Source organism: Streptomyces sp. NPDC040545, assembly GCF_055595065.1.
In genome coordinates this window covers 25303-49031 of the sequence record NZ_JBVIWA010000008.1, presented here as the reverse complement: position 1 = coordinate 49031, position 23729 = coordinate 25303, and the positions used below count along the sequence as shown (strand labels likewise).

The following is a 23729-nucleotide window of genomic DNA, read 5'->3' as shown; positions in this document are numbered from 1 at the left end:
TGTCCCGCAGTTCTACGACCTGTCAACTCCGGCCGGAACACCACCCCTTCGGCACATCGTCAGTGCTCGGCGCCCTCCTGGAGGCGCTGACCCTTCAGCAGGAACCAGGCCGCCACGGCGGTGGCCAGCAGCACGCCCGCACCGACGCCGGAGGCGAGCCGCAGACCGTCCACGAAGGCGTCCTGGGCGGCGCCCACCATCACCTGGGCGGTGTGCGGGTCGAGCGCCTTGGCGGCTTCGACGGCCCCGCCGAGGGATTCGTGCGCGGCGTCGGCGACCGGGCCCGCGACCGAGGCCGGGGCGGTGAAGCTCTGGTAGACGCCGGTGACGATGGAGCCGAGCAGGGCGATGCCGAGGGCGGCGCCGAGTTCGTACGCCGTCTCGGAGACGGCGGAGGCCGAACCGGCCTGCTCCTTGGGCACGCTGGAGAGGATCACGTCGGCGGTGACGGTGAAGGAGAAACCGGCACCGAGGCCGACGACGAGCAGAGCCGCGCCGAGCAGCGGGTAGCCGCTCTCCTTGTGGATCAGGGTGAGCACGGCGAGGGCCAGGCCGATGGCGCCGAGGCCGCCGGCCACGATGGTCCGTACCGAGTACCGGCGGGCGTACCGGCCCGCGATCAGGCCGGTGACCACCGCGCCGATGGCGGCGGGCAGTTCGGCGAGGCCGGCCTCCAGCGGGTCGCGGCCCTGGACGAGCTGCAGGAACTGGGAGAGGAAGAAGACCAGGCCGGAGAGGCCGAAGACGGTCAGCAGGTCGGCGAGGACCGCGCCGGAGAAGCCGCGGTGCTTGAAGAGCCGCATGTCGAGCAGCGGGGAGGGCAGGGCGAACTGGCGGCGTACGAAGGCGTACAGGGCGCCCGCGCCGAGTGCCGCGGTGCCCGCGACCTCCCAGGTCACGCCGTGGGTGGCGACTTCCTTGACGGCGTAGACCACGCTGATCACGCCGACGAGGGAGAGACCGACGCTGATGAGGTCCCAGGGGCCGGCGACCGGGTTCTTCGATTCGGGAAGCAGCTTGATTCCGACGACGACCAGGGCGATCATCACGGGGAGGTTGATCAGGAACACCGATCCCCACCAGAAGTGCTGGAGCAGGGCTCCGCCGACGACCGGGCCGACGGCCGCGCCGGCCGAGGCTGTGGCGCCCCAGATGCCGATCGCGAGGCTGCGCTCCTTGGGGTCGTGGAAGATGTTGCGGATCAGCGCGAGGGTGGACGGCATCAGGGTCGCACCGGCCACGCCCAGCAGGGCCCGGGCGGCGATCATCATCTCGGGGCTGGTCGCGTAGGCGTTGAGCACGGACACGGCACCGAACGCGGCCGCGCCGGTGAGCAGCAGCTTCTTGCGGCCGATGCGGTCGCCGAGGCTGCCCATGGAGACCAGGAGTCCGGCGATGACGAAGGAGTAGATGTCGCCGATCCACAGCAGCTGGGTGCCGGACGGCTTGAGGTCCTCGGAGAGTGCGGGCGTGGCGAGGCCGAGCACGGTCGCGTCGACGGCGACCAGCAGCACGGCGAGCACCAGCACGCCCAGGGCGAGCCAGCGGCCGCGGCTCCTGGTCTCCGTCCCGGTCGGGCTGGTCAGCTGCTGGATGCTGCTCATTTCTCCACGCTCCGTCTGGCGCCACCGAGCAACAGCTCGATGATCATGTACTGGAAGTCCTTGGCGGCGACCCGGCCGTCCATCACGGCCCAGGCGCAGGCGCCCACGAGGGCGTAGAGCGCCTCGGTGAGCCAGGCGGGGCTCAGGTCGATCCGGATGTCGCCCTCTTCCTGGCCGCGCCGGAAGAGGGCGCTGACGCGGGCGTCGAGCCGGGCCCATCCCGCGTTGACCTCGTCGCCCTCGAACAGCTGGTTCTCGGTGACGAGGAAGGCCAGCAGCTGGGCGTTGGGCTCGGCCTCGGCGACGAGGCGCCTGATCGCCTCCACCGCGGTGCCCTCGTCGAGGCGGGCGTTGTCGAACGCCACTTCGAACTCCCGGATGCCGAGATCTTCGAGGGCGCGTACGAGGGCGTCGCGTCCGGCGAAGTGCCGGTGGAGGGTCGCGCGCCCGATACCGGCGGCGCGGGCGACCTCGTCCATCGTGGCGGTCGACTTGCGGGAAAGCAGGGCGGCCGCGTCGCGGAGCACCTGGTCACGATCCATGGCCATGAGACAAGCATACCCCGAATGAGACGTCACTGTCTCATTCGGCCGAAAAATGAGCGGCCTGCGGCCCTTCGCCTGGATCGACGACGACATCACCGCGATGGACCGCGAGTACGTCGGCCAGCACCACCGGCGCGGGCTCTGCTGATGCGCATCCACGAGCGGGTCGGACCGGTCCGTGCGGACTTCGACACCCTGGCCGCGTGGGCCGCACCGCGATCGACTACTCCAGGCGGTCATCACCACCCGCGCTCACCGGAGCGATGCGGAATGTGATCATTTGGAGTGACCGCGCCCCCGGATCCTTCCCCCGCCGACCCCTGACCCGGAAGTCTGCTCACCAGTGAGCCCTTACCCGGGGCGGGTTCACCTGCACAGATTCCGTCTTCGGCAGGGAGAGAACCATGAACGCATCACGGAAGCTGGTCATCGGGGCCGCCGCACTGGCACTGACGGTCGGCGGCGTCGTCGCCGTGTCCTCGGCGTCGGCCGAGCCGAGGGAGGCCCGACAGGCCGCGGCGGTCACCACGGCCTGGGCCAAGGTCTCCGCGAACGGGCAGTTCCTGGGCGCGCAGGGCATCACCGGGACCGTCAACCACTTCGGCAACGGCCGCTACAACATCACCACGACGTCCAACCTCAACGGGTGCGCCCTCCTGGGCACCATCAACACCAACGGCGGCAGCGACCCCGGACCGGGCAGCTCGTCCATCCTGGTCGGCCAGGTGAACGCGAACACCCTCTTCGTCCGCACCGCGACCCCGTCCTCGGGCGGCAACGCCGCCGTCGACAGCGACCGGCCGTTCTCGATCAGCGTCATCTGCCTGTAACGCCGAAAGGGCGGGGGAGCCCATCCGCTCCCCCGCCCCCGGCCACGCTCGGGACTACTGCTTGTGGGTCGCCCAGGCGTGCTGGATGACCAGGTCGGCCTTCAGCTCGGTGAGCTGGGTGGCGACCGCCGACGGGGCGGTGCCGCCGCGGCCGTTACGCGAAGCCAGGGCGCCCTTGACGTTCAGGACGGTCCGGACCTCGGGGGTCAGGTGCTCCGAGATCTTCGCGAACTGGTCGTCCGTCAGCTGGTCGAGCTCGATGCCCTCGCCCTCGCAGACCTTGACGCACTCGCCGGCCACCTCGTGGGCCACCCGGAACGGCACGCCCTGCTTGACCAGCCACTCGGCGATGTCGGTGGCGAGCGAGAAGCCCGCCGGGGCCAGCTCCTCCATCCGCTCCCGGTTGACCGTGAGGGTCGCCATCATGCCGGTGAAGGCCGGCAGCAGGACCTCGAGGGTGTCGCAGGAGTCGAAGACGGGCTCCTTGTCCTCCTGGAGGTCCCGGTTGTACGCCAGGGGCAGCGCCTTGAGCGTGGCGAGCAGGCCCGTCAGATTGCCGATGAGGCGGCCCGACTTGCCGCGCGCCAGCTCCGCGATGTCCGGGTTCTTCTTCTGCGGCATGATCGACGACCCGGTCGAGAAGGCGTCGTGCAGCGTCACGAAGGAGAACTCCTTCGTGTTCCAGATGATGATCTCCTCCGCGATCCGGGAGAGGTTGATCCCGATCATCGCGGTGATGAAGGCGAACTCGGCGACGAAGTCGCGCGAGGCCGTGCCGTCGATCGAATTGCCGACCGAACCCCGCTCGAAACCCAGGTCGGCGGCGACCTGCTCCGGATCCAGCCCCAGCGAGGAGCCGGCCAGGGCGCCCGAGCCGTACGGGGAGACCGCGGTCCGGGTGTCCCACTGGCGCAGCCGCTCCGCGTCCCGGGACAGGGACTGCACGTGGGCCAGGACGTGGTGGGCGAAGAGCACCGGCTGTGCGTGCTGGAGGTGCGTCCGGCCCGGCATGGCCACGTCGTGATGCGTCTCGGCGAGGCCGACCAGCGCGTCCTGGAGGTCCGCGATCAGACCGCCGATGATCCGGCCGTGGTCGCGCAGGTACATCCGGAAGAGGGTGGCCACCTGGTCGTTGCGGGACCGGCCGGCGCGCAGCTTGCCGCCGAGCTCGGCGCCGAGGCGCTCCAGCAGGCCGCGCTCCAGCGCGGTGTGCACGTCCTCGTCGGCGATGGTGCCGGTGAAGGAACCGTCGGCCACGTCGGCTTCGAGCTGGTCGAGTCCGGCGATCATGCGGTCGAGCTCTTCGGCCGTGAGCAGGCCGGCCTTGTGGAGCACGCGGGCGTGGGCGCGGGAGCCCGCGATGTCGTACGGCGCGAGGCGCCAGTCGAAGTGGACCGACGCCGACAGCAGGGCCAGCGCCTCCGAAGGACCGTCGGCGAACCGGCCGCCCCAGAGCCGGACGTCACCCTTGTTGCTGCTCACAGCTACTGCTCCTCAAGACTGCATGGCTTTGACTGCTGGTAAGGCTCCGAGGGCCCGTAGGGCTCCGGATGTGCAACCGCCTCCCCGCCGCGGAGGTAACGGGGAGGCGGTCCGGACTGCTGGTCGGTCAGGCGAGGTCGCGGCGGGCCGCGATCTTCGAGGAGAGACCGAAGATCTCGATGAAGCCCTGGGCCTTGGACTGGTCGAAGGTGTCGCCCGAGTCGTAGGTCGCGAGGTTGAAGTCGTACAGCGACTCGTCCGACTTCCGGCCGGTGACGACGGCGCGGCCGCCGTGCAGCGTCATCCGGATGTCACCAGTGACGTGCTGGTTGGCCTCGTTGATGAAGCCGTCCAGCGCCCGCTTGAGCGGGGAGAACCACAGGCCGTCGTAGACCATCTCGCCCCAGCGCTGCTCGACCTGCCGCTTGTAGCGGGCCAGCTCGCGCTCGACGGTGACGTTCTCCAGCTCCTGGTGGGCCGTGATCAGCGCGATCGCACCCGGGGCCTCGTACACCTCACGGGACTTGATGCCCACGAGGCGGTCCTCGACGATGTCGATCCGGCCGACGCCCTGGGCTCCGGCCCGGTCGTTGAGCTGCTGGATGGCCTGCAGCACGGTGACGGGCTTGCCGTCGATGGCGACCGGGACGCCCTCCTTGAAGGAGATGACGACCTCGTCGGGCTCGCGCGGCAGGGCCGGGTTCGAGGTGTACTCGTAGATGTCCTCGATCGGGGCGTTCCAGATGTCCTCCAGGAAGCCCGTCTCGACGGCGCGCCCGAAGACGTTCTGGTCGATGGAGTACGGGGACTTCTTGGTGGTCGCGATCGGGAGCTGCTTCTCCTCGCAGAAGGCGATCGCCTTGTCCCGGGTCATCGCGTAGTCACGGACCGGGGCGATGCACTTGAGGTCCGGAGCGAGGGCGACGATGCCCGCCTCGAAGCGGACCTGGTCGTTGCCCTTGCCGGTGCAGCCGTGGGCGACGGTCGTGGCGCCGTGCTTCTTGGCGGCGGCGACCAGGTGCTTGACGATGGCCGGCCGGGAGAGCGCCGAGACCAGCGGGTACCGGTCCATGTAGAGGGCGTTCGCCTTGATCGCCGGGAGGCAGTACTCATTGGCGAACTCGTCGGAGGCGTCGGCGACCTCGGCCTCGACCGCACCGCAGTCGAGCGCGCGCTTGCGGATGACGTCCAGGTCCTCGCCGCCCTGGCCGACGTCCACGGCAACGGCGATGACCTCGGCGCCCGTCTCCTCGGCGATCCAGCCGATGGCGACGGAGGTGTCCAGGCCGCCCGAGTAGGCGAGTACGACGCGCTCGGTCACGGGTTTCTCCTTACGGTGCATTCAACGACAGGCATAACTATGCACTACTCCGTATGTTTCGTCAATCGACCCGTGCGGGGATCCCCGCACACGCCCCATCGGCCCGGCCTGACCTGCGGATATATGGGAGGCGCGGCGGCCGCGCCGTTGCCTACGATCAGCCCGAACAACCCCAGGGGAGGGCGTATGGACACGGACACGCAGGAACGGCTCCCGCCGCCGGGGAGCCCGGCGGCCGAGTGGATCGCCTTCGACCACACGGTCCGGCGGACCTCCTCCTGGTCGTACACGAGCCCCGTCGAAACACCGGACGCCGTGAAGCTGTGCCACCCGAACGGCCGGATCCGCGAAGCGGCGCTCCGGGCTGTGTCGCCGCTGCTCGTGGAGCTCGTCGCGATCCGGTGCGCGGACTGGGTGCCGGCCGTCCGGGAACAGGCCCGGCGGGCCCTGGCCGCGGCCCTCGCGGAGGACGCCACGGGCACCCTGCGCCGGCTGACCCCGATCGTCGTGCGGCTGGGCCGGCGCGAGCAGGGCGCGTGGGCGCTGGAACGCTTCGAGGCCGTGCTGGACGGCGACACCCACCTCCTCGGCGAGCTGCGCGGGAGCGCGGACCCGCAGACCCGCCGGTTCGCCGCCCGGCTGACCCTCCGTGCCGGGCTGCTGGACGTCCGGGAACGGGCCCGGCTGGCGGCCGGCGAGCCGGACCCGGTGACGGGCGGGCTGTGGACGGACGGGGCGCTGGCCGCCCTGGCCGCCGACGGGCCGGACGACGAGGCGGTCGACGCCCTGCTCGGCGCGCACCGCCCGATGGTCCGCTCCGCGCTTCGGCCGGCCTGCTGCCCGTCGACTGGCTGATGGCCCGTATCGCGCCCGGGCGGCCGCCGCACACCTGCCGGGCCGCCTACCGGCTGCTGTTCGCCCGGGGCGGGGTGGCCGGACTGCGGGCTTCCGTCGAGCTGCTGACGGACCGTGACCCGGCCCTGCGGACGATCGCCGGGCCTCGCGTGCAGAGCATGTGGTCCCCCTACCGGGCTCCGGACCTGCCGGCGCGGGACCCGGAGGCCGGCGCCCTCCTGGACCGGTGCACCCACCTGTTCAGCGGCCACGTCATGCGGCAGATGCGCGCGCAGCTCGGGCTTCCGGCCCGGCCGAACCCGTAGGACGGATACTGAGCCCATGGGAAAACTTCACGATCGAATAGACGGCCGGCTGCGCACGTTCATCGAGGAGCAGCCGATCTTCTTCACCGCGACCGCCCCGCTCACGGGTGACGGTCACGTCAACCTCTCCCCCAAGGGCCGCGCCGGAACGCTCGTCGTCATCGACGAGCAGACCCTGGCCTACCTGGACTTCGGGGGCAGCGGCGCCGAGACCATCGCCCACATCCGGGAGAACGGCCGGATCACCTTGATGTGGTGCGCGTTCTCCGGGCCGCCCAACATCGTGCGCATCCACGGCGAGGGCGAGGCGGTCTTCCGCGACGATCCGCGCTGGGGTGAACTGATCGCCCTGTTCGGCGCGGCCGACGGGCCGGCGGCGCGGGCGGTCGTCCTGGTGCACGCCCGCCGGATCGCCGATGTCTGCGGGTACGCCGTCCCCCTGATGGAGTACCAGGGCGAGCGGACCCTGCACGCCGAGTACTTCGGGCGCAAGACGGACGAGGAGTTCGCCGCGTACTGCGAGAAGAAGGAGTTCATCGGATCGAGCCTCGACGGCCTGCCTGCGCTGCCGCTGCCCCTTCCGCCCCGTACCGTCTGACATGTGCTGCGTACCGCTGTAGTCACCGTCTCACTGATCGTCACGACCCTGCTCCCGCAGGGCCCCGCGCCTCTGCCCGACCGTCTCGCCGACACCGGCGGCGGCAGTCAGCTGATCACTGCCGTCGCGCCCGCGCCCGGATCCACGACCGGCCAGGTGATCTGGTGGCAGCGGTGGGCGGGGCGCTGGCACCGCTCCGGGAGCGCGCCCGCCCGCTTCGGCGCGAACGGCCTCACCGAGGGGGCGACCCGGACCCAGGGCACCGACACGACGCCCACGGGCCTCTTCGAACTCCCTTACGCCTTCGGGATCCGGCGGGCACCGGCCGGCACGGACCACGTCTACCGGCGGGTGAGCCACGACTCCTGGTGGTGCCAGGACAACGCGTCCGCCCACTACAACCGCTGGGTCGAGCCGCTGCCCGCGGACTGCGCGCCGGGCGAGGCCGAGCACCTGGTGACGTACGAGAAGCAGTACGCGCACGCGCTGGTGATCGCCTTCAACTACGACCGGCCCGTACGCGGCCGGGGTGCCGGAATCTTCCTGCACGTCAACGGCAAGGGCGCGACGGCCGGTTGTGTGTCCGTGCCCGAGCGGGCCATGCGGGCGATCCTGCGCTGGGCGGACCCGCGCCGCCGTCCGCACATCGCGATCGGCACGGAGGAGGGGCCGCTCGCCGTCACCCGCTACTAGAACGTCCAGGGGCCCCGGGCTCATCCTCGTCGGCGGCCCGGTACTCGTACGCGTCCTCCCACCAGACCTTGTCGTCCAGCCACTCGTCGTCCTCGTCGGCGTCCTCGTCCTCGTCCTCGTCCTCGTCCTCGTCGACGATCCGGTCGGCGCCGCGCCACCTGTCGCGGTCTTCGATGCTCCGCAGGACGTGGGACCGCTGCTGTTCGTCCAGCGCCGCGAAGGCCGGGTGCGGCTCGGCGCGGATCAGGTCGCCGAGCGGGTCGCCGCACTCCGTACGCTCCCGGACCACCCTGCCGGCCTTCTCGGCCAGCAGCAGCGCCGAGAGACCGAGAGCGGCCACCATGGCGCAGGCCCATTCCCGCAGACCATGCGGGCGACCGGTCACCAGCAGCGCGCTCGCGAGGAGCCAGAACAACATCACCAGGGCGATGCCCACACACGTGCAGCAGGTCAGGAACATGTTCCCCCGGCCGTCGGGCATCCGCGGGAGCTCGGGCAGCAGGGCCTCCCGTTCGCTCCGGTACGCGCTGCGGCGCTGCAGGTACTCCTCGTCGCTCCAGTCGATCCAGCCGGCCGACACGGGCTCGGGGTCGTGCCGGCGTACGGCATCCAACAGGGCGGCGGGCAGCGGGTGGGCGGGGGCCCGGGACGGGTCGCGGCCCTGCTCGGTCAGGAACGCGGCGCCTTCTTCGTCGATCCGGAGGTACCCGGCGAGGACGAGTTCGGCGGCGGCCGCCTCGGTCGTCTCCTGCCGCAACAGGGCCATGTGGTACGGCTCCAGCTCGACGGCGGCGACGAGCCGGAGCGTCCGGCTGCGGACCCGCGCGCGGCGCCACCACAGCAGGGCGATGGGCCCGTAGACGGCGGCGGTCACGGCGGACACCAGTATGGCGAGGGCGAGTTGGCGCACGCCTGAGGCTATGTCGGCGAACGCCGACGCGGCACCGGGATTTCCGGCGCCCCGGACCTTCCCCGCCGACCCGTCCCGCTCAGCTCTCCTTCTGCGCCAGCCGCAGCAGGTGGTCGGCCAGGGCCTGGCCGCCCGCCGGGTCCCGGCTGATCAGCATCAGGGTGTCGTCGCCCGCGATCGTGCCGAGGATCGCGCGGAGTTCGGCCTGGTCGATCGCCGATGCGAGGAACTGCGCGGCACCCGGCGGGGTGCGCAGGACCACGAGGTTCGCGGAGGCCTCCGCCGAGATCAGCAGTTCCCCGGAGAGGCGCCGCATGCGCTCCTCCTTCGCGGACTCGCCGAGCGGGGCCTGCGGGGTGCGGAAGCCGCCCTCGCTGGGTACCGCGTAGATCAGCTCGCCGCCGGTGTTGCGGATCTTCACCGCGCCCAGCTCGTCGAGGTCGCGCGAGAGCGTCGCCTGGGTGACGCTCAGCCCGTCGTCGGCGAGCAGCTTGGCCAGCTGGCTCTGGGAGCGGACCGGCTGCCGGTTGAGGATGTCCACGATCCGGCGGTGACGCGCGGTGCGGGTCTGCGGGACGGCCTGGCCGCCTTGCTCGTTGTCCTGCGCCTGACTCATCGTCGTCTCATTCTCCGGATCCGTCCCCGTCGGCTGCGTCGAGGATGCCGGGCAGGGCCCGGACGAACGCGTCCGCCTCGGCCTCGGTGAGTACGTACGGGGGCATGAGCCGTACGACGTCGGGGGCGGGCGCGTTGACCAGGAAGCCGGCATCCTGAGCCGCCTGCTGCACCCGGGCGGCGAGCGGCTCGGTCAGCACGATACCCAGCAGCAGACCGGAGCCGCGGACGTGGGAGACCAGGGCGTGGCCCGTGCCCTCGATCCCCGAGCGCAGCCGCTCGCCCCGGGCCTTGACCTGGTCGAGCAGCCCGCCCGTGGCGATCGTGTCGATGACGGCGAGGCCGGCCGCGCAGGCGACCGGGTTCCCGCCGAATGTGGTGCCGTGCTGGCCCGGCTGGAGCAGATCGGCGACGGGGCCGAAGGCGACCACCGCGCCGATGGGCAGACCGCCGCCCAGCCCCTTGGCGAGCGTGACGATGTCGGGCTCGACGTCCTCGTGGGCCTGGTGCTCGAACCACTGGCCGCACCGGCCGATGCCGGTCTGGACCTCGTCGAGGACGAGCAGGGTGCCGGTGGCGCGGGTGATCTCGCGGGCGGCCGTCAGGTATCCGGCGGGGGGTACGACGACGCCGTTCTCGCCCTGGATGGGCTCGATGACGACGAGCGCGGTCTCCTCGGTGACGGCGGCCCGCAGGGCCTCGACGTCACCGAACGGGACGTGCGTGACATCGCCCGGCAGGGGCCGGAAGGGCTCCTGCTTCTTCGGCTGGCCGGTGAGCGCGAGGGCGCCCATGGTGCGGCCGTGGAAGCCGCCGTCGGTGGCGACCATGTGGGTCCGCCCGGTCAGCCGGCCGATCTTGAAGGCGGCCTCGATGGACTCGGCGCCCGAGTTGCAGAAGAAGACCTTGCCGGGGCGGCCGAAGAGCTGCAGCAGCCGCTCGCCGAGAGCGACGACCGGCTCGGAGATGAAGAGGTTGGAGACGTGGCCGAGCGTGGAGATCTGCCCGGTCACGGCGGCCACGATCGCCGGGTGGGCATGCCCGAGGGCGTTGACCGCGATACCGCCGACGAAGTCGGTGTACTGCTTTCCGTCGGCGTCCCAGACCTGGGCGCCCTCGCCGCGTACGAGCGCGACCGCGGGGGTGCCGTAATTGTTGGCCAGCGCTCCCCGCCAGCGAGCGCCGTACTCCTGGTTGCCGGTGCCCTTCGTCATTCCGTTCCCCCTGACTGGTGGTCGGGCACGACCATCGTGCCGATGCCGGAGTCCGTGAAGATCTCCAGCAGGATCGAGTGCTGGACCCGCCCGTCGAGCACGCGGGCGGTGTTCACGCCGTTGCGCACGGCGTGCAGGCAGCCCTCCATCTTGGGCACCATGCCGCTGGACAGCTCGGGCAGCAGCTTCTCCAGCTCGCTGACGGTGAGCTTGCTGATGACCTCGTCGCTGTGCGGCCAGTCCGCGTAGAGGCCTTCCACGTCGGTGAGGACCATCAGCGTCTCGGCGCCCAGGGCGGCGGCGAGCGCCGCGGCCGCCGTGTCGGCGTTGACGTTGTAGACGTGGTGGTCGTCGGCGCTGCCCGCGATGGAGGAGATGACCGGGATCCGGCCGTCCGCCAGCAGGGCCTCGATGGCACCGGTGTCGATGGAGGTGATCTCCCCGACCCGGCCGATGTCGATGACCTCGCCGCCGATCTCCGGGCTGTGCTTGGTCGCGGTGATCGTGCGGGCGTCCTCACCGGTCATGCCGACGGCGAGCGGCCCGTGCTGGTTGAGCAGTCCGACCAGCTCGCGCTGGACCTGGCCCGCGAGGACCATCCGTACGACGTCCATGGCCTCCGGGGTCGTGACGCGAAGCCCCGCCTTGAACTCGCTGACCAGGCCCTGCTTGTCGAGCTGGGCGTTGATCTGGGGGCCGCCGCCGTGCACGACGACCGGCTTCAGGCCGGCCTGGCGCAGGAAGACCACGTCCTGGGCGAAGGCGGCCTTGAGGTCCTCGTCGATCATGGCGTTGCCGCCGAACTTGATGACGACGACCTTGCCGTTGTGGCGGGTGAGCCATGGCAGGGCCTCGATGAGGATCTGCGCCTTGGGCAGGGCGGTGTGCTTGCGGGCGGTGCCGCCGGAGGTGCCGGGCTGGCCGGCCTTCTCGTCGCTCATGAGGAGTAGGCGCTGTTCTCGTGGACGTACTCGGCGGTCAGGTCGTTGCCCCAGATCACGGCGGACTCGCTGCCGTTCGCCAGGTCGGCGGTGATGCGGACCTCGCGGCCCTTCATGGAGACCAGGTCCCGGTCGTCGCCGACCGATCCGTTCCGGCATACCCAGACGTCGTTGATGGCGACATTGAGGCGGTCCGGGTCGAAGGCGGCCTTGGTGGTGCCGATCGCGGAGAGCACCCGGCCCCAGTTCGGGTCCTCGCCGTGGATGGCGCACTTGAGCAGGTTGTTCCGGGCGATGGACCGGCCGACCTCGACCGCGTCGTCCTCGGTGAGCGCACCGATGACCTCGATGCGGATGTCCTTGCTGGCGCCCTCGGCGTCGCCGATGAGCTGGCGGGCCAGGTCGTCGCAGACCTTGCGCACGGCCTCCGCGAACTCCTCGTACGCCGGCACCTGGCCGGAGGCGCCGGAGGCGAGCAGCAGCACCGTGTCGTTGGTGGACATGCAGCCGTCGGAGTCGACCCGGTCGAAGGTGGTGCGGGTGGCGGCGCGCAGCGCCTTGTCGAGGGTGGCGCTGTCCAGGTCGGCGTCGGTGGTGAGGACGACGAGCATGGTGGCCAGGCCCGGGGCGAGCATGCCCGCGCCCTTGGCCATGCCTCCGACGGTCCAGCCGCCCTGCGAGACGGTGGCCGTCTTGTGCACGGTGTCGGTGGTCTTGATGGCGATGGCGGCGGCCTCGCCGCCGTCCTCGGACAGGGCCGCGGCCGCCGTCTCGATGCCGGGGAGCAGCTTGTCCATGGGGAGCAGGACGCCGATCAGGCCGGTGGAGGCCACCGCGATCTCGCCGGCGTTGAAGTCCCCGCCGAGCACCTGCGCGACCTTCTCCGCGGTGGCGTGGGTGTCCTGGAAGCCCTTGGGACCGGTGCAGGCGTTGGCGCCGCCGGAGTTCAGGACGACCGCGCTGACGGCGGCGCCCCGCAGGACCTGCTCGGACCAGTGCACCGGCGCGGCCTTGACGCGGTTGGAGGTGAAGACGCCCGCGGCGGCCAGACTCGGCCCGTTGTTGACCACGAGGGCCAGGTCGGGGTTGCCGTTGGCCTTGATCCCGGCGGCGATGCCCGCTGCCGTGAATCCCTGTGCTGCCGTGACGCTCACGGTGCGACTCCGATCGTCGAAAGGCCCAGGCTCTCGTGAAGCCCCAGGGCGATGTTCATGCTCTGCACCGCGCCGCCGGCGGTGCCCTTGGTCAGGTTGTCGATGGCGCTGACGGCGATGATCCGCTGAGCGGACTCGTCGTAGGCGACCTGGACGTGGACGGCGTTGGAACCGTGGACGGATTTGGTGGACGGCATCCGGCCCTCGGGCAGCAGGTGGACGAAGGGCTCGTCGGCGTACGCCTTCTCGTACGCGGCGCGCAGCGATTCGGCGGTGGTGCCGGGGAGTGCCTTGGCCGAGCACGTGGCGAGGATGCCGCGCGCCATGGGCACGAGGGTCGGCGTGAAGGAGACGGAGACCCGCTGACCCGCGAGCGGGCTCAGGTTCTGCACCATCTCGGGCGTGTGGCGGTGTCCGCCGCCCACGCCGTACGGGGTCACCGAGCCCATCACCTCGGCGCCGAGCAGGTGCGGCTTGAGGGCCTTGCCCGCGCCGGAGGTTCCGGTGGCGGCGACGATCACGGCCTCCGGCTCGGCGAACTTCCCCTGGTAGGCGGGGAAGAGCGCGAGGGAGACGGCGGTGGGGAAGCAGCCGGGGACCGCGATGCGCCTGGTCCCCGCCAGCGCCTCGCGGGCGCCGGGCAGTTCGGGGAGTCCGTAGGGCCAGGTACCGGCGTGCGGGGCGCCGTAGAAGGCGTCCCAGTCGGCGGAGTCCTTGAGCCGGTGGTCGGCGCCCATGTCGACGACGAGGACGTCCTCGCCGAGCTGGGCGGCGACGGCGGCGGACTGGCCGTGCGGGAGGGCGAGGAAGACGACATCGTGGTCGGCGAGGACCTCGGAGGTGGTCGCCTCCAGGGTGCGTCCCGCGAGCGGCACGAGGTGCGGTTGCAGGGAGCCGAGGAGCTGTCCGGCGTTGGAGTTGCCGGTGAGGGCACCGATCTCCACCTCGGGGTGCGAGAGCAGGAGGCGCAGGACTTCTCCGCCCGCGTACCCGCTCGCTCCGGCCACCGCTACACGTACCACCATCGGACCCTCCTCATCGATGGCATGACTATACGTACTTCTGCACGTTTATGCAATGCCTTCGATCTCGGAGGGAGGGCCGCTCCACAGGCTCCGGCACACGGCGCCTCCAGGATGATGTCTAGCAGGAAAGGCCCGGCCGCGGCGGTGATTCCGCCGGTCGCGTCGGGCGCGAGCCCGGCCCGATCGGCAGGACACCCCTAAGGCCTGGCGGATGCCGTCCCGTCGGCGAGACGGTGCCTGACCCATACGTTCGGCTCCACATAGACCGCATAGCCCTGCTCCGGCTCGCACCGCACGGGCGTCAGGGCACCCGGTACGCGCACGGGTCCGGCGACGTCGAAGGGCAGCCCGGTCCACTCCCGCCACTGGGCCAGCGAGCCGGTGATCGTCATCGACAGCGGCGCCACCGAGTCGATGACCCCGCCCGCGCGGACGTGGACGCGCAGCCACGGGTCGTACGGGAGGCCGTCTTCGCGGGTCCGGTACGCGTACTCGTGGATCGGGGTGTCCGGCTCGGCCGGTTTTCCGCTGGGCCGGACCGGCGCCACGACCTCGGCGAAGCCGCGGGCCCGGGCGTTGTCCCGCATCGCGGCCAGCATGAGCCCGGAGAGCCCCTCGCCCTGCCGGTCGCCGGCCACGGTGATCTCGATGGCGCTCACCGTGTCGGGCCGCACCCCGCGGCGCAGGTCGGAGAAGGCCCACATGAGCACGCGGTCCCAGCCCTGCGCGGGCAGCACCCCGTCGCGGCCGGCCTCGTGCAGGGCGAAGGGCACGCTGTACCCGCGGGCGACCACCGCGTCCCCGTCCGTGGCGACCAGGACGTAGTCCGCCAGCTCGGCCGTCATCCGCGGGTACAGCAGCCAGGCGAGGGAGTCGTGGGTGGCGAACTCGGGCCACGGGTCGTCCATGTCTGCGAGCCGGTCCGCCAGTTCGGGGCGCTCGGCGAGCGTGGTGATGCGTATCGCGGTCATTCCCGCAGGCTAAGGGCTCTCCACGCACCCCTCAACCGATCTACGCCGGGGCCTGCAGACACAGGTGCCACTGGCCGGACCAGCCCGTGAGGGTCATCGTGGACAGCGGCCGGACGTCCACGTTCCAGTAGGTCAGCGGGGGCGCCTTCAGCGCGTACACCAGGGCCGCCCGGACCACCGAGGGCTCGGCCACCGCCACGATCGCGCCCCCGTCGTCGGCCGGCCGGGTGTCGAGCCAGCCGCCGATGCGGGAGATGAAGGCGAGCAGGGACTCGCCCCCGTGCGGGGCGGCCCGCGGATCGCTGAGCCACAGTTCCACCGCCCCGGGCTCGTGGGCCGCCACCTCGGCCAGGGTCAGCCCCCGCCAGCGGCCCATGTCGCACTCGCGCAGCGCGGGCTGGGCGAGGGGGGCGTACCCGAGGGCCTCGCCCGTGGCGCGGCTGCGCGGGGTCGGCGAGCAGTAGCGCAGCTCGGCCGAGCCCAGGGGTACGAGGCCCTGCGCGGCGGACTCCACCGACCGCCAGCCGGGTCCGTCCAGCGGGCGGTCGTCGTCGAAGCGCTCGGCGAGCAGCGAGGAACTGCGGGCTGCGGCGACAAGCGAAACCCGAACATGCATGCGGTGATGGTGGGCCGCATACCGCAGCGGGTCAAGCGTCCGGACCGAGGCCGTCCGCCAGGCCGCTGCGCAGCCGCTGGACCGCCTCGACCAGTTCGCCGGGGCCCGAGACCCCGGCGAAGCTCAGCCGGACGTGCGGGCCCGGCGGCTCCGCGCAGAAGTACGGGCGGCCCGGAGCCACCGCCACCCCGGCGCGCAGCGCGGCCGCGGCGAAGGCCGCGTCGTCGCCGTATCCGGCCGGTCGGACCCACAACTGGTATCCGCCGTACGGCAGATGCGGCAGCTCCAGCGCGGGCAGCTCCCGGCGCAGGGCACCCGCGAGCACATCCCGCCGGTGGCGCAGCTCGGCGGCCACCGTCCGCAGGTGACGCGGCCAGGCGGGTGTGCCGACCAGTTCCAGGGCGGCCTCCTGGAGCGGCCGTGGCACGAAGAAGGAGTCCACGATCTGGATGGCGCGCAGCCGGTCGACCACCGGCCCCCGGGCGGCCAGTGCGCCGACCCGCAGGCTGGGCGAGGTGACCTTGGTCAGCGACCGGACGTGCACCACGACCCCGTCCGCGTCCTCGGCGGCCAGGGTCGGGGGCAGCGGTCCCGCGCCCTCGTGGGCCAGGGCCCGGGCGTAGTCGTCCTCGACCACGAAGGCCCCGGCGGCCCGCGCGATGCGCAGCACCTCGGCCCGCCGCCCCGGAGCCAGTACCGCTCCGGTCGGGTTCTGGAACAGCGGCTGGCATACGAACACCCGCGCGCCGGTCGCTTCGAAGGCGGCGGCCAGCAGCTCCGGCCGGACCCCGTCGGCATCCACCGGGACGGGCACCGGCCGGCACCCGGAGGCCCGGGCGATGGCCAGCAGGCCGGGGTAGGTCGGGGATTCGACCAGGATCGGCGCCCCGGGCGGGGCGAGCGCTCGCAGGGCGGTGGCCAGCGCGCTCTGGCCGCCCGCGGTGACCAGTACATCGGCGGCGGCGACCGCGCCCCCGATCTCCCGGGCGAACCAGTCGCGCAGCTCGGGCAGCCCCTCCAGGGGCGGCCGCCCCCAGGCTCCGGGCCGCCGCCCGGCGCGGGCCAGAGCGGCCGCCATGGCCCGCTCGGGCTGGAGGGAGCGGTGCAGGTAGCCGCTGTTGAGCTCGATCACCCCGGACGGCGGCGCGGCCAGCGAGCCCAGTACTCCGGTGGCGTCGACGGAGCGCGGGACGATCTCCCCGCCCCCCTCGGCGCTGAGGGCGACCTCCTGCCAGGAGGTGTCCCCGGGCGCGCGGGCCTCCGTACGCGGTGCGGCGCGGAAGACCCCCGCACCGGGCCGGGTGACGACCAGGCCCTCGGCGGCGAGCTGCGCGAGGGCCCGGGAGACGGTGACCGGGCTGACCCGGTAGCGCTCGACCAAGGCCCGGCTCGGCGGGAGCTTTCCACCCACCGAGTAGCGGTTGAGTTCGGACCGCAGGGATTCGGTCAGTTCCGCCACACTGCTACGCTCGTACATGACAGCACAGAATAGCGCTACTCTCCCGGCCACGGTAGCGGTCAAGAACCCGGTACGCCGGGGTACCGCCCTCGCCCTGCTCGGCGTCGTCGCCTTCTCCCTGACCTTCCCCGCCACCGCCTGGGGACTGGAGAGCTTCGGCCCGTGGTCGCTGGTCGCGCTGCGCAGTGTCCTCGCCGCCGCGATCGCCGGGGCCTTCCTGCTGGCCCGGCGGGTCCCGCTGCCCGCTCGTGAGCACTGGGCCGGGCTCGCCGTCGTCGCCGGCGGAGTGGTCGTCGGCTTCCCGATGCTCACCACCCTCGCGCTGACGACCTCCACGACCTCGCACGCCGCAGTGGTCGTCGGCCTCCTGCCGCTCACCACCGCCGCGCTGTCCGCGCTGCGCACCGGCACCCGCCCCTCGCGCGCCTTCTGGGCCGCTGCCCTCGCGGGGGCGGCGGTCGTGATCGCATTCGTTGTATGTGACGGCACGCTCGCGCAGAGCGGCGGCGCCCTCTCGGCGGGCGACGCGTACCTGTTCGGCGCCCTGCTGGTGTGCGCCGCCGGGTACACCGAGGGCGGCCGCCTCGCCCGGATGCTGCCCGGCTGGCAGGTGATCGGCTGGGCGCTGGTCCTGTGCCTGCCGCTCAGCCTGGCGGGCTCCGCGGCCGGGCTCGCGTACGAGCCGGTGCACCTCAGCGGCCACGGGCTCGCCGGACTGGTCTGGGTGGCGGCCGGCTCCACGTTCCTCGGCCTCTACGTCTGGTACCGGGGCATGGCGGAGATCGGCGCGCCGCGGGCCAGCCAGCTCCAGCTCGCCCAGCCGCTGCTGACCCTCGTCTGGTCGGTGGCCCTGCTCGGCGAGCACCTCTCCCCCGCCGCACCGGCCGCCGCCTGCGCGGTCCTCGTCTGCATCGCGGTCACCCAACGGGTCAAATAGCCGCATGACGACCTAAACTGCAATCACCGGATCGGACCGCCACCGAGGAGGTCAGTTATGCGCGCGACCGAGGGCGACCAGCTGGTGCAGCACGGCAGGATCGTCGGACAGCACGACAAGGTGGGCGAGATCACCCAGGTCCTGGGCGAGAACGGAACCCCCCCGTACCGGGTCCGCTTCCAGGACGGACACGAGGCCCTGATGGCTCCCGGACCCGACTGCACGGTCCGCCACCCCGAAGACCACGCTCACTGAATCAGCGCCGGGACTCCGCCGGGCCGTAGTGGTCGGCGACCACCCGGGCCATCGCTCCGTTGGGGTCCGCGGCCACCTGCTTCGCCGAGAAGTAGACGTGGCCGCGGACCTCCGGGAAGCCGCCGGCGAACGTCAGGTGCTTCGACAGCTCCGCGGGGTCGCGCCAGGCCTCGGTGGGGCTGTCCGCGTCGCAGCGGTACAGGGCCTCCCCCACGTACAGGTCCACCTTCGTGCCGGCGACGGCCCGCGCCCACCAGGGCACGAGGTCGGCGTAGTCGGCGGTCGGGTGCCCGATGTGCCAGTAGGCCTGCGGCACGATGTAGTCGATCCAGCCCTCCCTGACCCACTTGCGGGTGTCCGCGTAGAGGTCGTCGTACGTCCCGAGGCCCGCGCGGGTCGGTGAACCGGCCGGGTCCCGGTCGGAGTTGCGCCAGACGCCGAACGGGCTGATCCCGAACCGCGGCGCCGGCCGCAGCGCCCGCAGCCGCGCGGACATCTCGCGGACCAGGGTGTCGGTGTTGGCGCGGCGCCAGGCGGCGCGCGAGCCGAAGCCCGCTCCGTACTCCTCGAAGGCCTCGTCGTCGTCGAAGTACTCCCCCTCCACCGGATAGGGGTAGAAGTAGTCGTCCCAGTGCACGGCGTCGACGGGGTAGCGGGAGACGGCGTCGAACATGGCGTCCTGGACGAAGCGCCGCACCTCGGGCAGACCGGGGTTGTAGTAGAGCTTGCCGCCGTACTCCACCGTCCAGCCGGGATTGCCCCGCGCCGGATGCGTGGACGCCAGCCGGTCGAGGTCGGTGTGGTTCGCCACCCGGTACGGGTTGAACCACGCGTGCAGCTCCAGCCCCCGGGCGTGCGCCTCCTCGACGGCCGTGCCCAGCGGGTCCCAGCCCGGATCCACCCCCTGCTCCCCGGTCAGCCACTGCGACCAGGGCTCCAGCTTCGAGGGCCAGAACGCGTCCGCCGCCGGCCGGACCTGGAGGACCACCGCGCCCAGGCGCCGTTCGACCGCGGTGTCGAGGAGGTCGAGCAGCTCCGCGCGCTGCCGGGCCGCGGAGAGGCCGCTCTCGGAGGGCCAGTCCACGTTCGCCACGGAGGCGATCCACATGCCCCGGAAGCCGGCGGCGCCGGCCCGCCCCCCGGAAACCTTCGCGGAAGGCCGCGGCGCCGCGGCCGCCGGCCCGGACGTGGCGGCGGCGATCACCCCCACGGCTCCGGCCAGCAGTGCCCGTCGGCCGATGTACGTCATGTGACATCTCCGTTTCGCTGAGTGACATTGCACGGTGCCCGCTCAGCATGCCCGCCCCGGCCCGCCGCCCGGCGCAAGGTCCGGAGTAACGTCGGGGGGCGTGGCGGGCGCCGGAATCGTACGGGGGACCCGCCGACGGATGAGCTGCGAAAGGCACGAAGTGACTGACCTCCCTTCCGACATCACACGGGTCGGCGTAGTGGGCTGCGGCCAGATGGGTGCGGGTATCGCCGAGGTGTGCGCCCGCAGTGGCCTTGAGGTCAAGGTCGCCGAGACCACCGGCGAAGCCCTGGAGATCGGCCGGACCCGGCTGCACAACTCGCTGACCAAGGCCGCCGAACGCGGCAAGATCAGCGAGGAGGAGCGGGACGCCACCCTGGCCCGCCTCACCTTCACCACCGACCTCGGCGAGTTCGCCGACCGCGACCTCGTCATCGAGGCCGTCGTCGAGAACGAGCAGGTCAAGACGGAGATCTTCCAGATCCTCGACCAGGTGATCACCCGCCCGGACGCGATCCTGGCCTCCAACACCTCCTCGATCCCGCTGGTCAAGCTGGCCGTCGCGACCTCGCGGCCGGACCAGGTCATCGGCATCCACTTCTTCAACCCGGCCCCGGTGCAGAAGCTCGTCGAGCTGATCCCGGCGCTGACCACGGGCGAGGAGACGGTCAAGCGGGCCGAGGCCCTGGTGCGGGACGTGCTGGGCAAGCACGCGGTCCGCGCCCAGGACCGGTCCGGGTTCGTCGTCAACGCGCTCCTCGTCCCGTACCTGCTGTCCGCGATCCGGATGTTCGAGTCGGGCATCGCCAGCCGCGAGGACATCGACAACGGCATGGAGCTGGGCTGCGCCCACCCGATGGGCCCGCTCAAGCTGTCCGACCTGATCGGCCTGGACACCATCGCGTCGATCGCCGACTCGATGTACGCGGAGTACAAGGAGCCGCTCTACGCCGCTCCCCCGCTGCTCCAGCGCATGGTCGACGCCGGCCGCCTGGGCCGCAAGACGGGCGCGGGCTTCTACCCGTACGGCTGATCCGTCCGGCCGGCCCTACGGCCGGCCGCCGAGCCGCAGGTGATGCAGCAGGAGCAGCCCGGCCGCCATGTTGGCGGCCGGGATCTCCCCGCGGGCGATCATGTCCGGCACGAGCTTGAGCGGGACCCACTCCCGGCGCGAGGACTCGAAATCGTCCTCGGGATGCCCGATGTGGGTGGCCCCGTCCGCCCAGTAGAGGTGGTGCCGGGCATCGGTCAGTCCGTTGGACGGCTCGACGGTCATCAGGTGGTGGAGCGGGCCGGGACGCCAGCCCGACTCCTCCTCCATCTCGCGGGCCGCCGCGGCCGCGATGTCCTCGCCGTCCTCGACCACCCCGGCGGGCAGTTCCCAGCCCCAGCTGTCGGTGATGAAACGGTGCCGCCAGAGCAGCAGCACCTCGTCTGCCTCGTTGACGGCCGTGGCGACGGCGACCGGACGCAGCCGGATCACGAAGTGGTCCAGGTGCCGGCCGTCGGGAAGTTCCACATCGGCGAGATTCACGTCGAACCAACGGTTCTTGTACACGGTCCGCTCGCTCAGGTTCGTCCACTGCACGGTTGTGCCACCTTCCGTTCGAGTAGGTGGCAACATGGCAGCACCTCGGCCCGTCACAACGGAACGCGCAGCGCCCCGTCGATGAGCCGCGCGGTCTCCTCCGCGCCCGTACAACCGCTGGTCAGAAGCTGTTCGCGGACCGCCCGCAGCCGGTCGCGCAGCCGCAGCGACTCCATGCCCTTGGCCCGCTCGGCCATCTCGGCCGCGGACGCCGCGGCCCGGTCCGCCTCCCCCTGGCGCAGCTGGATCTCGCACAGCATCGCCAGCCGGTGCACCCGGCCGCGGTCGTGCGCCGGGGTGCCGACGGCGGCGGTCGCCTGGACCCGCGCGGCCTCCAGATCACCCAGGCTGAGCAGCGCCTCGGCGACCTGGACGTTGACGAGCCCCGGCTGTACGTAACCGGTCTCGTCCGGTTCACTGCCCGGGCGGATCCGCTCGGCGGCCGCCTCCGCCTTGCGGATGCAGGCCAGTGCGGCCCCGGTGTCGCCGAGTTGGGCGTACGCCTTGGCCTGCATCGCGTACAGGTCGGCGGCCAGCGCCGGGGTGGTGTGCCGCCCGGCGGCCCGCAGCGCGGCCTCGGCGAAGGCGACGGCCTGCCGGTACTCCCGCAGGTGCAGGGACTGGTTGACGATCAGCGCGATGACGTACGCGCCGAGCCCCCGGTCCCCGCTCGCCTTGGCCAGGCGCAGGGCCTGGTGGAAGTAGCGCTGGGCCAGGCCGTGGGCGTCGGAGTCGTACGCGCAGATCCCCGCCACCGCCACCAGGGACCCCGTGGCCCGGTGGAGCCGGCGGCCGAGGTCGTCGGAGTAGCTCCCGCGCAGCATCGGCGCGGTCTCATTACCCAGGAAGCGGACGATCCGGTCCCGTGTGGCGAGCCCGCCGGCCCGGCGGTACATCAGCTCGTAGTGGGCGCGGGCGGACTTCAGGATCTCGATGTGCTCGGGACCGATCGGATGCGCGCCCTCACGGGAGACGTCGGCGTCCTCGGGCGGATTCTCCCATTCCCACACCGGGATGACGGCGGGCGTCCCGGTGACCGCCTCGGCGGCCAGCAGCTGGGGCCGGGCCTGGACGTCGGAGCGCCACAGGGCGGCGGCCCGGTCCACGAACCCGCTGAGCGGCGAGGCGTGCAGCGGAACGGGCTGGTCGGCGGCGCCGAGCCCGATGTCGTCCAGCCCGAGGGGACGCCGCAGCCGCCCGCCGAGCACCTCGCAGATCAGGTCGGGGACCTGGCCCCGGGGCCGCTGACCCTTCAACCACCGTGTCACGGCGGTGTGTTCGTAGCGCAGGGCGAGTCCGCGGGTGCGGCCTGCCTGGTTCACGTACGCGGCGAGTCCGGCGTGGGACATGCCCGCCTCGGCGAGGAGGGCGTCGAGCAGGACATTGGGCTGCATGGGCCGCTCCAAGGGCTCGTCGGTCTCAGGCTAGTGGGTGCGCGGTTCACACGGGGTGTGAACCGTGTACGCGCATAAATGCGATGCGCACTCTGCCGCACGGACCCCTGGAGGCGCTTCACTGAAGAGCCTCGCCAAGAGGTAGCCCGGGTCGTCGGCTCCCCCTCGTACAGTGCGACGACCCGTCACCGCGCCGCCCGTTCTGCTGTCTGCCCGACACTCCATGGCAGGCGGGCGGCGCGTTCCGGCCCCGCCGGCGCCCGGTTGGTCGCCGCGCCCCGGCAGGGGCCGGGTCGAGAGCGCGCGCCGGGCTCATCCACCGGGCCCGGCGCGCGTGTCCCGGGCCGGTGGTCAGGACCGGTCGTTGCGGAGCACCAGCAGGGCGACGTCGTCGGCGAGCCGCCCGCCGGTGTGCCGCAGCAGGGCGGCGTGCACGCCCGCCACCAGCCGCGTGGGCGTGGCCGCCGCCTCCTGTGCGAGGACGCCCGCCAGATCGAAGAACCGGCCGGCCCGGTCGCGGGCGTCCTCGGCCCCGTCGGTGTACAGGAACAGCGTCTCCCCGGGCCCGAGTTCCCCGCAGGCGCGCGGCCACACGTCCGCGGGCACGGGCACCACCCCGAGCGGCGGTAAGGTCTCACCCCCGGCCAGCGGCAGTACCTGCGTGGCCCGTTGCGCTCGATGATCCAGCCCCGCCCGGGGGCCCCTCCCAGCGGTGGCCGGGGGAGTTCGAGGCGCGGGGTCCGGGGCGGAGCCCCGGCTGCGCGCAGCGCAGTGTTCCGGAACCGGAGCCGGACGGAGCAGGTAGGGCCAGGGATGGCCGCAGTTCAGGGCCAGCAAGGTGCCGTCCCCAGCGATCTGGAGGAGCAGGACCGTCACGAACTCCTCCGCCGCCGCGGAATCCGGCTCGGCCCGCGCCCGGTCACGGACATGGCGGCCCAGCGCCCGCTCCATCCGCCGCAGCACACCGTCCAGCGAGGGCTCGTCGTACGCCCCCTCGCGGAAGGCCCCGCGCTCGGGACCAGCCGCCCCGGCGTGGTCAGCTCCCAGGACACCGCGGCGCCGGCCCAGGCCAGGACGCACACCCGGCGCACCAGGGGCGTCTCCCCGCCCGTGATCATCCGTAGGACTCCCCCTCCGGCCGGATCGATTGTGTCGACCGACCGGCACC

The 23729-nt window shown here is 72.3% G+C and carries 25 protein-coding genes; 8 read left to right on the top strand and 17 right to left on the bottom strand.

The window, feature by feature from the left end:
- Window positions 1–59: 59 nt before the first annotated feature.
- Window positions 60–1604 carry an MFS transporter gene (locus ACZ573_RS17560; protein ID WP_471304762.1) on the bottom strand — a complete coding sequence of 515 codons (1545 nt, stop codon included), beginning with the start codon at window positions 1602–1604 and terminating at the stop codon, window positions 60–62.
- A complete protein-coding gene (locus ACZ573_RS17555) occupies window positions 1601–2152 on the bottom strand; it encodes a TetR/AcrR family transcriptional regulator (RefSeq protein ID WP_471304760.1) in 552 nt (183 codons plus the stop codon). The genes ACZ573_RS17560 and ACZ573_RS17555 overlap by 4 nt, the downstream gene beginning before the upstream one ends.
- A 401-nt stretch (window positions 2153–2553) precedes the next feature.
- Here ACZ573_RS17555 and ACZ573_RS17550 point away from each other — a divergent pair, with 401 nt between their 5' ends.
- Window positions 2554–2979 (top strand): hypothetical protein, encoded by a 426-nt coding sequence (locus ACZ573_RS17550; RefSeq protein ID WP_471304758.1) that lies wholly within the window; start codon window positions 2554–2556, stop codon window positions 2977–2979.
- Window positions 2980–3033: 54 nt separating this feature from the next.
- Here the strand turns inward: ACZ573_RS17550 and argH are convergent, their stop codons facing one another.
- Entirely contained in the window at window positions 3034–4461 is a 1428-nt protein-coding gene (argH, locus tag ACZ573_RS17545) for an argininosuccinate lyase (RefSeq protein ID WP_301372289.1), read from the bottom strand.
- Window positions 4462–4588: 127 nt separating this feature from the next.
- Window positions 4589–5782, bottom strand: coding sequence for an argininosuccinate synthase (locus ACZ573_RS17540; protein WP_471304756.1), 1194 nt, complete (start codon window positions 5780–5782; stop codon window positions 4589–4591).
- A gap of 186 nt (window positions 5783–5968) precedes the next feature.
- Here ACZ573_RS17540 and ACZ573_RS17535 point away from each other — a divergent pair, with 186 nt between their 5' ends.
- From ACZ573_RS17535 to ACZ573_RS17520, 4 genes are read left to right on the top strand one after another with little or no spacing between them, the layout of a single operon-like run.
- Entirely contained in the window at window positions 5969–6637 is a 669-nt protein-coding gene (locus ACZ573_RS17535; RefSeq protein WP_471304754.1) for a hypothetical protein, read from the top strand.
- A complete protein-coding gene (locus tag ACZ573_RS17530) occupies window positions 6637–6942 on the top strand; it encodes a hypothetical protein (RefSeq protein ID WP_471304752.1) in 306 nt (101 codons plus the stop codon). The genes ACZ573_RS17535 and ACZ573_RS17530 overlap by 1 nt, the downstream gene beginning before the upstream one ends.
- A gap of 16 nt (window positions 6943–6958) precedes the next feature.
- A complete protein-coding gene (locus ACZ573_RS17525) occupies window positions 6959–7540 on the top strand; it encodes a pyridoxamine 5'-phosphate oxidase family protein (RefSeq protein WP_471304749.1) in 582 nt (193 codons plus the stop codon).
- Window positions 7541–7546: 6 nt separating this feature from the next.
- Entirely contained in the window at window positions 7547–8233 is a 687-nt protein-coding gene (locus ACZ573_RS17520) for a L,D-transpeptidase family protein (RefSeq protein WP_471305135.1), read from the top strand.
- Here the strand turns inward: ACZ573_RS17520 and ACZ573_RS17515 are convergent.
- From ACZ573_RS17515 to ACZ573_RS17475, 9 genes are all read right to left on the bottom strand, one after another.
- A complete protein-coding gene (locus tag ACZ573_RS17515; protein ID WP_471304748.1) occupies window positions 8220–9143 on the bottom strand; it encodes a hypothetical protein in 924 nt (307 codons plus the stop codon). The genes ACZ573_RS17520 and ACZ573_RS17515 overlap by 14 nt on opposite strands.
- A gap of 79 nt (window positions 9144–9222) precedes the next feature.
- The gene (locus ACZ573_RS17510; protein ID WP_030010023.1) at window positions 9223–9759 is read right to left on the bottom strand and encodes an arginine repressor; all 537 of its coding nucleotides are present in this window, start codon (window positions 9757–9759) and stop codon (window positions 9223–9225) included.
- 7 nt (window positions 9760–9766) lie between these two features.
- On the bottom strand, window positions 9767–10972 hold the full coding sequence (locus ACZ573_RS17505; protein ID WP_471304746.1) for an acetylornithine transaminase: 1206 nt from the start codon (window positions 10970–10972) through the stop codon (window positions 9767–9769).
- Window positions 10969–11913 (bottom strand): acetylglutamate kinase, encoded by a 945-nt coding sequence (gene argB / locus ACZ573_RS17500; RefSeq protein ID WP_351159116.1) that lies wholly within the window; start codon window positions 11911–11913, stop codon window positions 10969–10971. The genes ACZ573_RS17505 and argB overlap by 4 nt, the downstream gene beginning before the upstream one ends.
- Complete coding sequence (gene argJ, locus ACZ573_RS17495; RefSeq protein ID WP_301372283.1) at window positions 11910–13067, bottom strand: bifunctional glutamate N-acetyltransferase/amino-acid acetyltransferase ArgJ; 1158 nt, start codon at window positions 13065–13067, stop codon at window positions 11910–11912. The genes argB and argJ overlap by 4 nt, the downstream gene beginning before the upstream one ends.
- Window positions 13064–14092: an N-acetyl-gamma-glutamyl-phosphate reductase gene (gene argC / locus ACZ573_RS17490; RefSeq protein ID WP_471304743.1), complete on the bottom strand. Its 1029-nt coding sequence runs from the start codon at window positions 14090–14092 to the stop codon at window positions 13064–13066. The genes argJ and argC overlap by 4 nt, the downstream gene beginning before the upstream one ends.
- A gap of 197 nt (window positions 14093–14289) precedes the next feature.
- A complete protein-coding gene (locus ACZ573_RS17485) occupies window positions 14290–15063 on the bottom strand; it encodes an N-acetyltransferase (protein WP_471304740.1) in 774 nt (257 codons plus the stop codon).
- 40 nt (window positions 15064–15103) lie between these two features.
- Window positions 15104–15679 carry a histidine phosphatase family protein gene (locus ACZ573_RS17480; RefSeq protein ID WP_471304738.1) on the bottom strand — a complete coding sequence of 192 codons (576 nt, stop codon included), beginning with the start codon at window positions 15677–15679 and terminating at the stop codon, window positions 15104–15106.
- 31 nt (window positions 15680–15710) lie between these two features.
- A complete protein-coding gene (locus ACZ573_RS17475) occupies window positions 15711–17156 on the bottom strand; it encodes an aminotransferase-like domain-containing protein (protein WP_471304735.1) in 1446 nt (481 codons plus the stop codon).
- Here ACZ573_RS17475 and ACZ573_RS17470 point away from each other — a divergent pair.
- Together ACZ573_RS17470 and ACZ573_RS17465 are read left to right on the top strand one after the other, a co-directional pair.
- The gene (locus ACZ573_RS17470; protein WP_471304733.1) at window positions 17155–18075 is read left to right on the top strand and encodes a DMT family transporter; all 921 of its coding nucleotides are present in this window, start codon (window positions 17155–17157) and stop codon (window positions 18073–18075) included. The two genes, ACZ573_RS17475 and ACZ573_RS17470, sit on opposite strands and share 2 nt — an antisense overlap.
- Before the next feature lie 57 nt (window positions 18076–18132).
- Window positions 18133–18330 (top strand): DUF1918 domain-containing protein, encoded by a 198-nt coding sequence (locus ACZ573_RS17465; RefSeq protein WP_471304731.1) that lies wholly within the window; start codon window positions 18133–18135, stop codon window positions 18328–18330.
- Between the two features lies 1 nt (window position 18331).
- On the opposite strand, the gene ACZ573_RS17460 is transcribed toward ACZ573_RS17465, so the two are convergent.
- A complete protein-coding gene (locus tag ACZ573_RS17460; RefSeq protein ID WP_471304729.1) occupies window positions 18332–19579 on the bottom strand; it encodes a glycoside hydrolase family 10-like protein in 1248 nt (415 codons plus the stop codon).
- A 139-nt stretch (window positions 19580–19718) separates the two neighbouring features.
- Between ACZ573_RS17460 and ACZ573_RS17455 the strand changes: the two genes are divergently transcribed.
- Window positions 19719–20612 (top strand): 3-hydroxybutyryl-CoA dehydrogenase, encoded by an 894-nt coding sequence (locus ACZ573_RS17455; protein WP_373043712.1) that lies wholly within the window; start codon window positions 19719–19721, stop codon window positions 20610–20612.
- A gap of 15 nt (window positions 20613–20627) precedes the next feature.
- Here the strand turns inward: ACZ573_RS17455 and ACZ573_RS17450 are convergent, their stop codons facing one another.
- From ACZ573_RS17450 to ACZ573_RS17440, 3 genes are all read right to left on the bottom strand, one after another.
- Window positions 20628–21167 carry an NUDIX hydrolase gene (locus ACZ573_RS17450; protein WP_471304725.1) on the bottom strand — a complete coding sequence of 180 codons (540 nt, stop codon included), beginning with the start codon at window positions 21165–21167 and terminating at the stop codon, window positions 20628–20630.
- A gap of 53 nt (window positions 21168–21220) precedes the next feature.
- Window positions 21221–22561 (bottom strand): transcriptional regulator, encoded by a 1341-nt coding sequence (locus ACZ573_RS17445; protein WP_471304723.1) that lies wholly within the window; start codon window positions 22559–22561, stop codon window positions 21221–21223.
- A 351-nt stretch (window positions 22562–22912) separates the two neighbouring features.
- A complete protein-coding gene (locus ACZ573_RS17440; RefSeq protein WP_471304720.1) occupies window positions 22913–23641 on the bottom strand; it encodes a PP2C family protein-serine/threonine phosphatase in 729 nt (242 codons plus the stop codon).
- Window positions 23642–23729: the final 88 nt, after the last annotated feature.

Bases quoted from the DNA above. Each gene is read 5' to 3' on its own strand.
- ACZ573_RS17470 (WP_471304733.1), top strand. From the start codon at position 17,155: ATGACAGCACAGAATAGCGCTACTCTCCCGGCCACGGTAGCGGTCAAG.
- ACZ573_RS17530 (WP_471304752.1), top strand. From the start codon at position 6,637: ATGGCCCGTATCGCGCCCGGGCGGCCGCCGCACACCTGCCGGGCCGCC.
- ACZ573_RS17445 (WP_471304723.1), bottom strand. From the start codon at position 22,561: ATGCAGCCCAATGTCCTGCTCGACGCCCTCCTCGCCGAGGCGGGCATG.
- ACZ573_RS17550 (WP_471304758.1), top strand. From the start codon at position 2,554: ATGAACGCATCACGGAAGCTGGTCATCGGGGCCGCCGCACTGGCACTG.
- ACZ573_RS17555 (WP_471304760.1), bottom strand. From the start codon at position 2,152: ATGGCCATGGATCGTGACCAGGTGCTCCGCGACGCGGCCGCCCTGCTT.
- argC (WP_471304743.1), bottom strand. From the start codon at position 14,092: ATGGTGGTACGTGTAGCGGTGGCCGGAGCGAGCGGGTACGCGGGCGGA.
- ACZ573_RS17460 (WP_471304729.1), bottom strand. From the start codon at position 19,579: ATGACGTACATCGGCCGACGGGCACTGCTGGCCGGAGCCGTGGGGGTG.
- ACZ573_RS17480 (WP_471304738.1), bottom strand. From the start codon at position 15,679: ATGCATGTTCGGGTTTCGCTTGTCGCCGCAGCCCGCAGTTCCTCGCTG.
- ACZ573_RS17465 (WP_471304731.1), top strand. From the start codon at position 18,133: ATGCGCGCGACCGAGGGCGACCAGCTGGTGCAGCACGGCAGGATCGTC.
- ACZ573_RS17475 (WP_471304735.1), bottom strand. From the start codon at position 17,156: ATGTACGAGCGTAGCAGTGTGGCGGAACTGACCGAATCCCTGCGGTCC.
- ACZ573_RS17485 (WP_471304740.1), bottom strand. From the start codon at position 15,063: ATGACCGCGATACGCATCACCACGCTCGCCGAGCGCCCCGAACTGGCG.
- ACZ573_RS17455 (WP_373043712.1), top strand. From the start codon at position 19,719: ATGAGCTGCGAAAGGCACGAAGTGACTGACCTCCCTTCCGACATCACA.
- ACZ573_RS17525 (WP_471304749.1), top strand. From the start codon at position 6,959: ATGGGAAAACTTCACGATCGAATAGACGGCCGGCTGCGCACGTTCATC.
- ACZ573_RS17560 (WP_471304762.1), bottom strand. From the start codon at position 1,604: ATGAGCAGCATCCAGCAGCTGACCAGCCCGACCGGGACGGAGACCAGG.
- argB (WP_351159116.1), bottom strand. From the start codon at position 11,913: ATGAGCGACGAGAAGGCCGGCCAGCCCGGCACCTCCGGCGGCACCGCC.
- ACZ573_RS17535 (WP_471304754.1), top strand. From the start codon at position 5,969: ATGGACACGGACACGCAGGAACGGCTCCCGCCGCCGGGGAGCCCGGCG.
- ACZ573_RS17510 (WP_030010023.1), bottom strand. From the start codon at position 9,759: ATGAGTCAGGCGCAGGACAACGAGCAAGGCGGCCAGGCCGTCCCGCAG.
- ACZ573_RS17505 (WP_471304746.1), bottom strand. From the start codon at position 10,972: ATGACGAAGGGCACCGGCAACCAGGAGTACGGCGCTCGCTGGCGGGGA.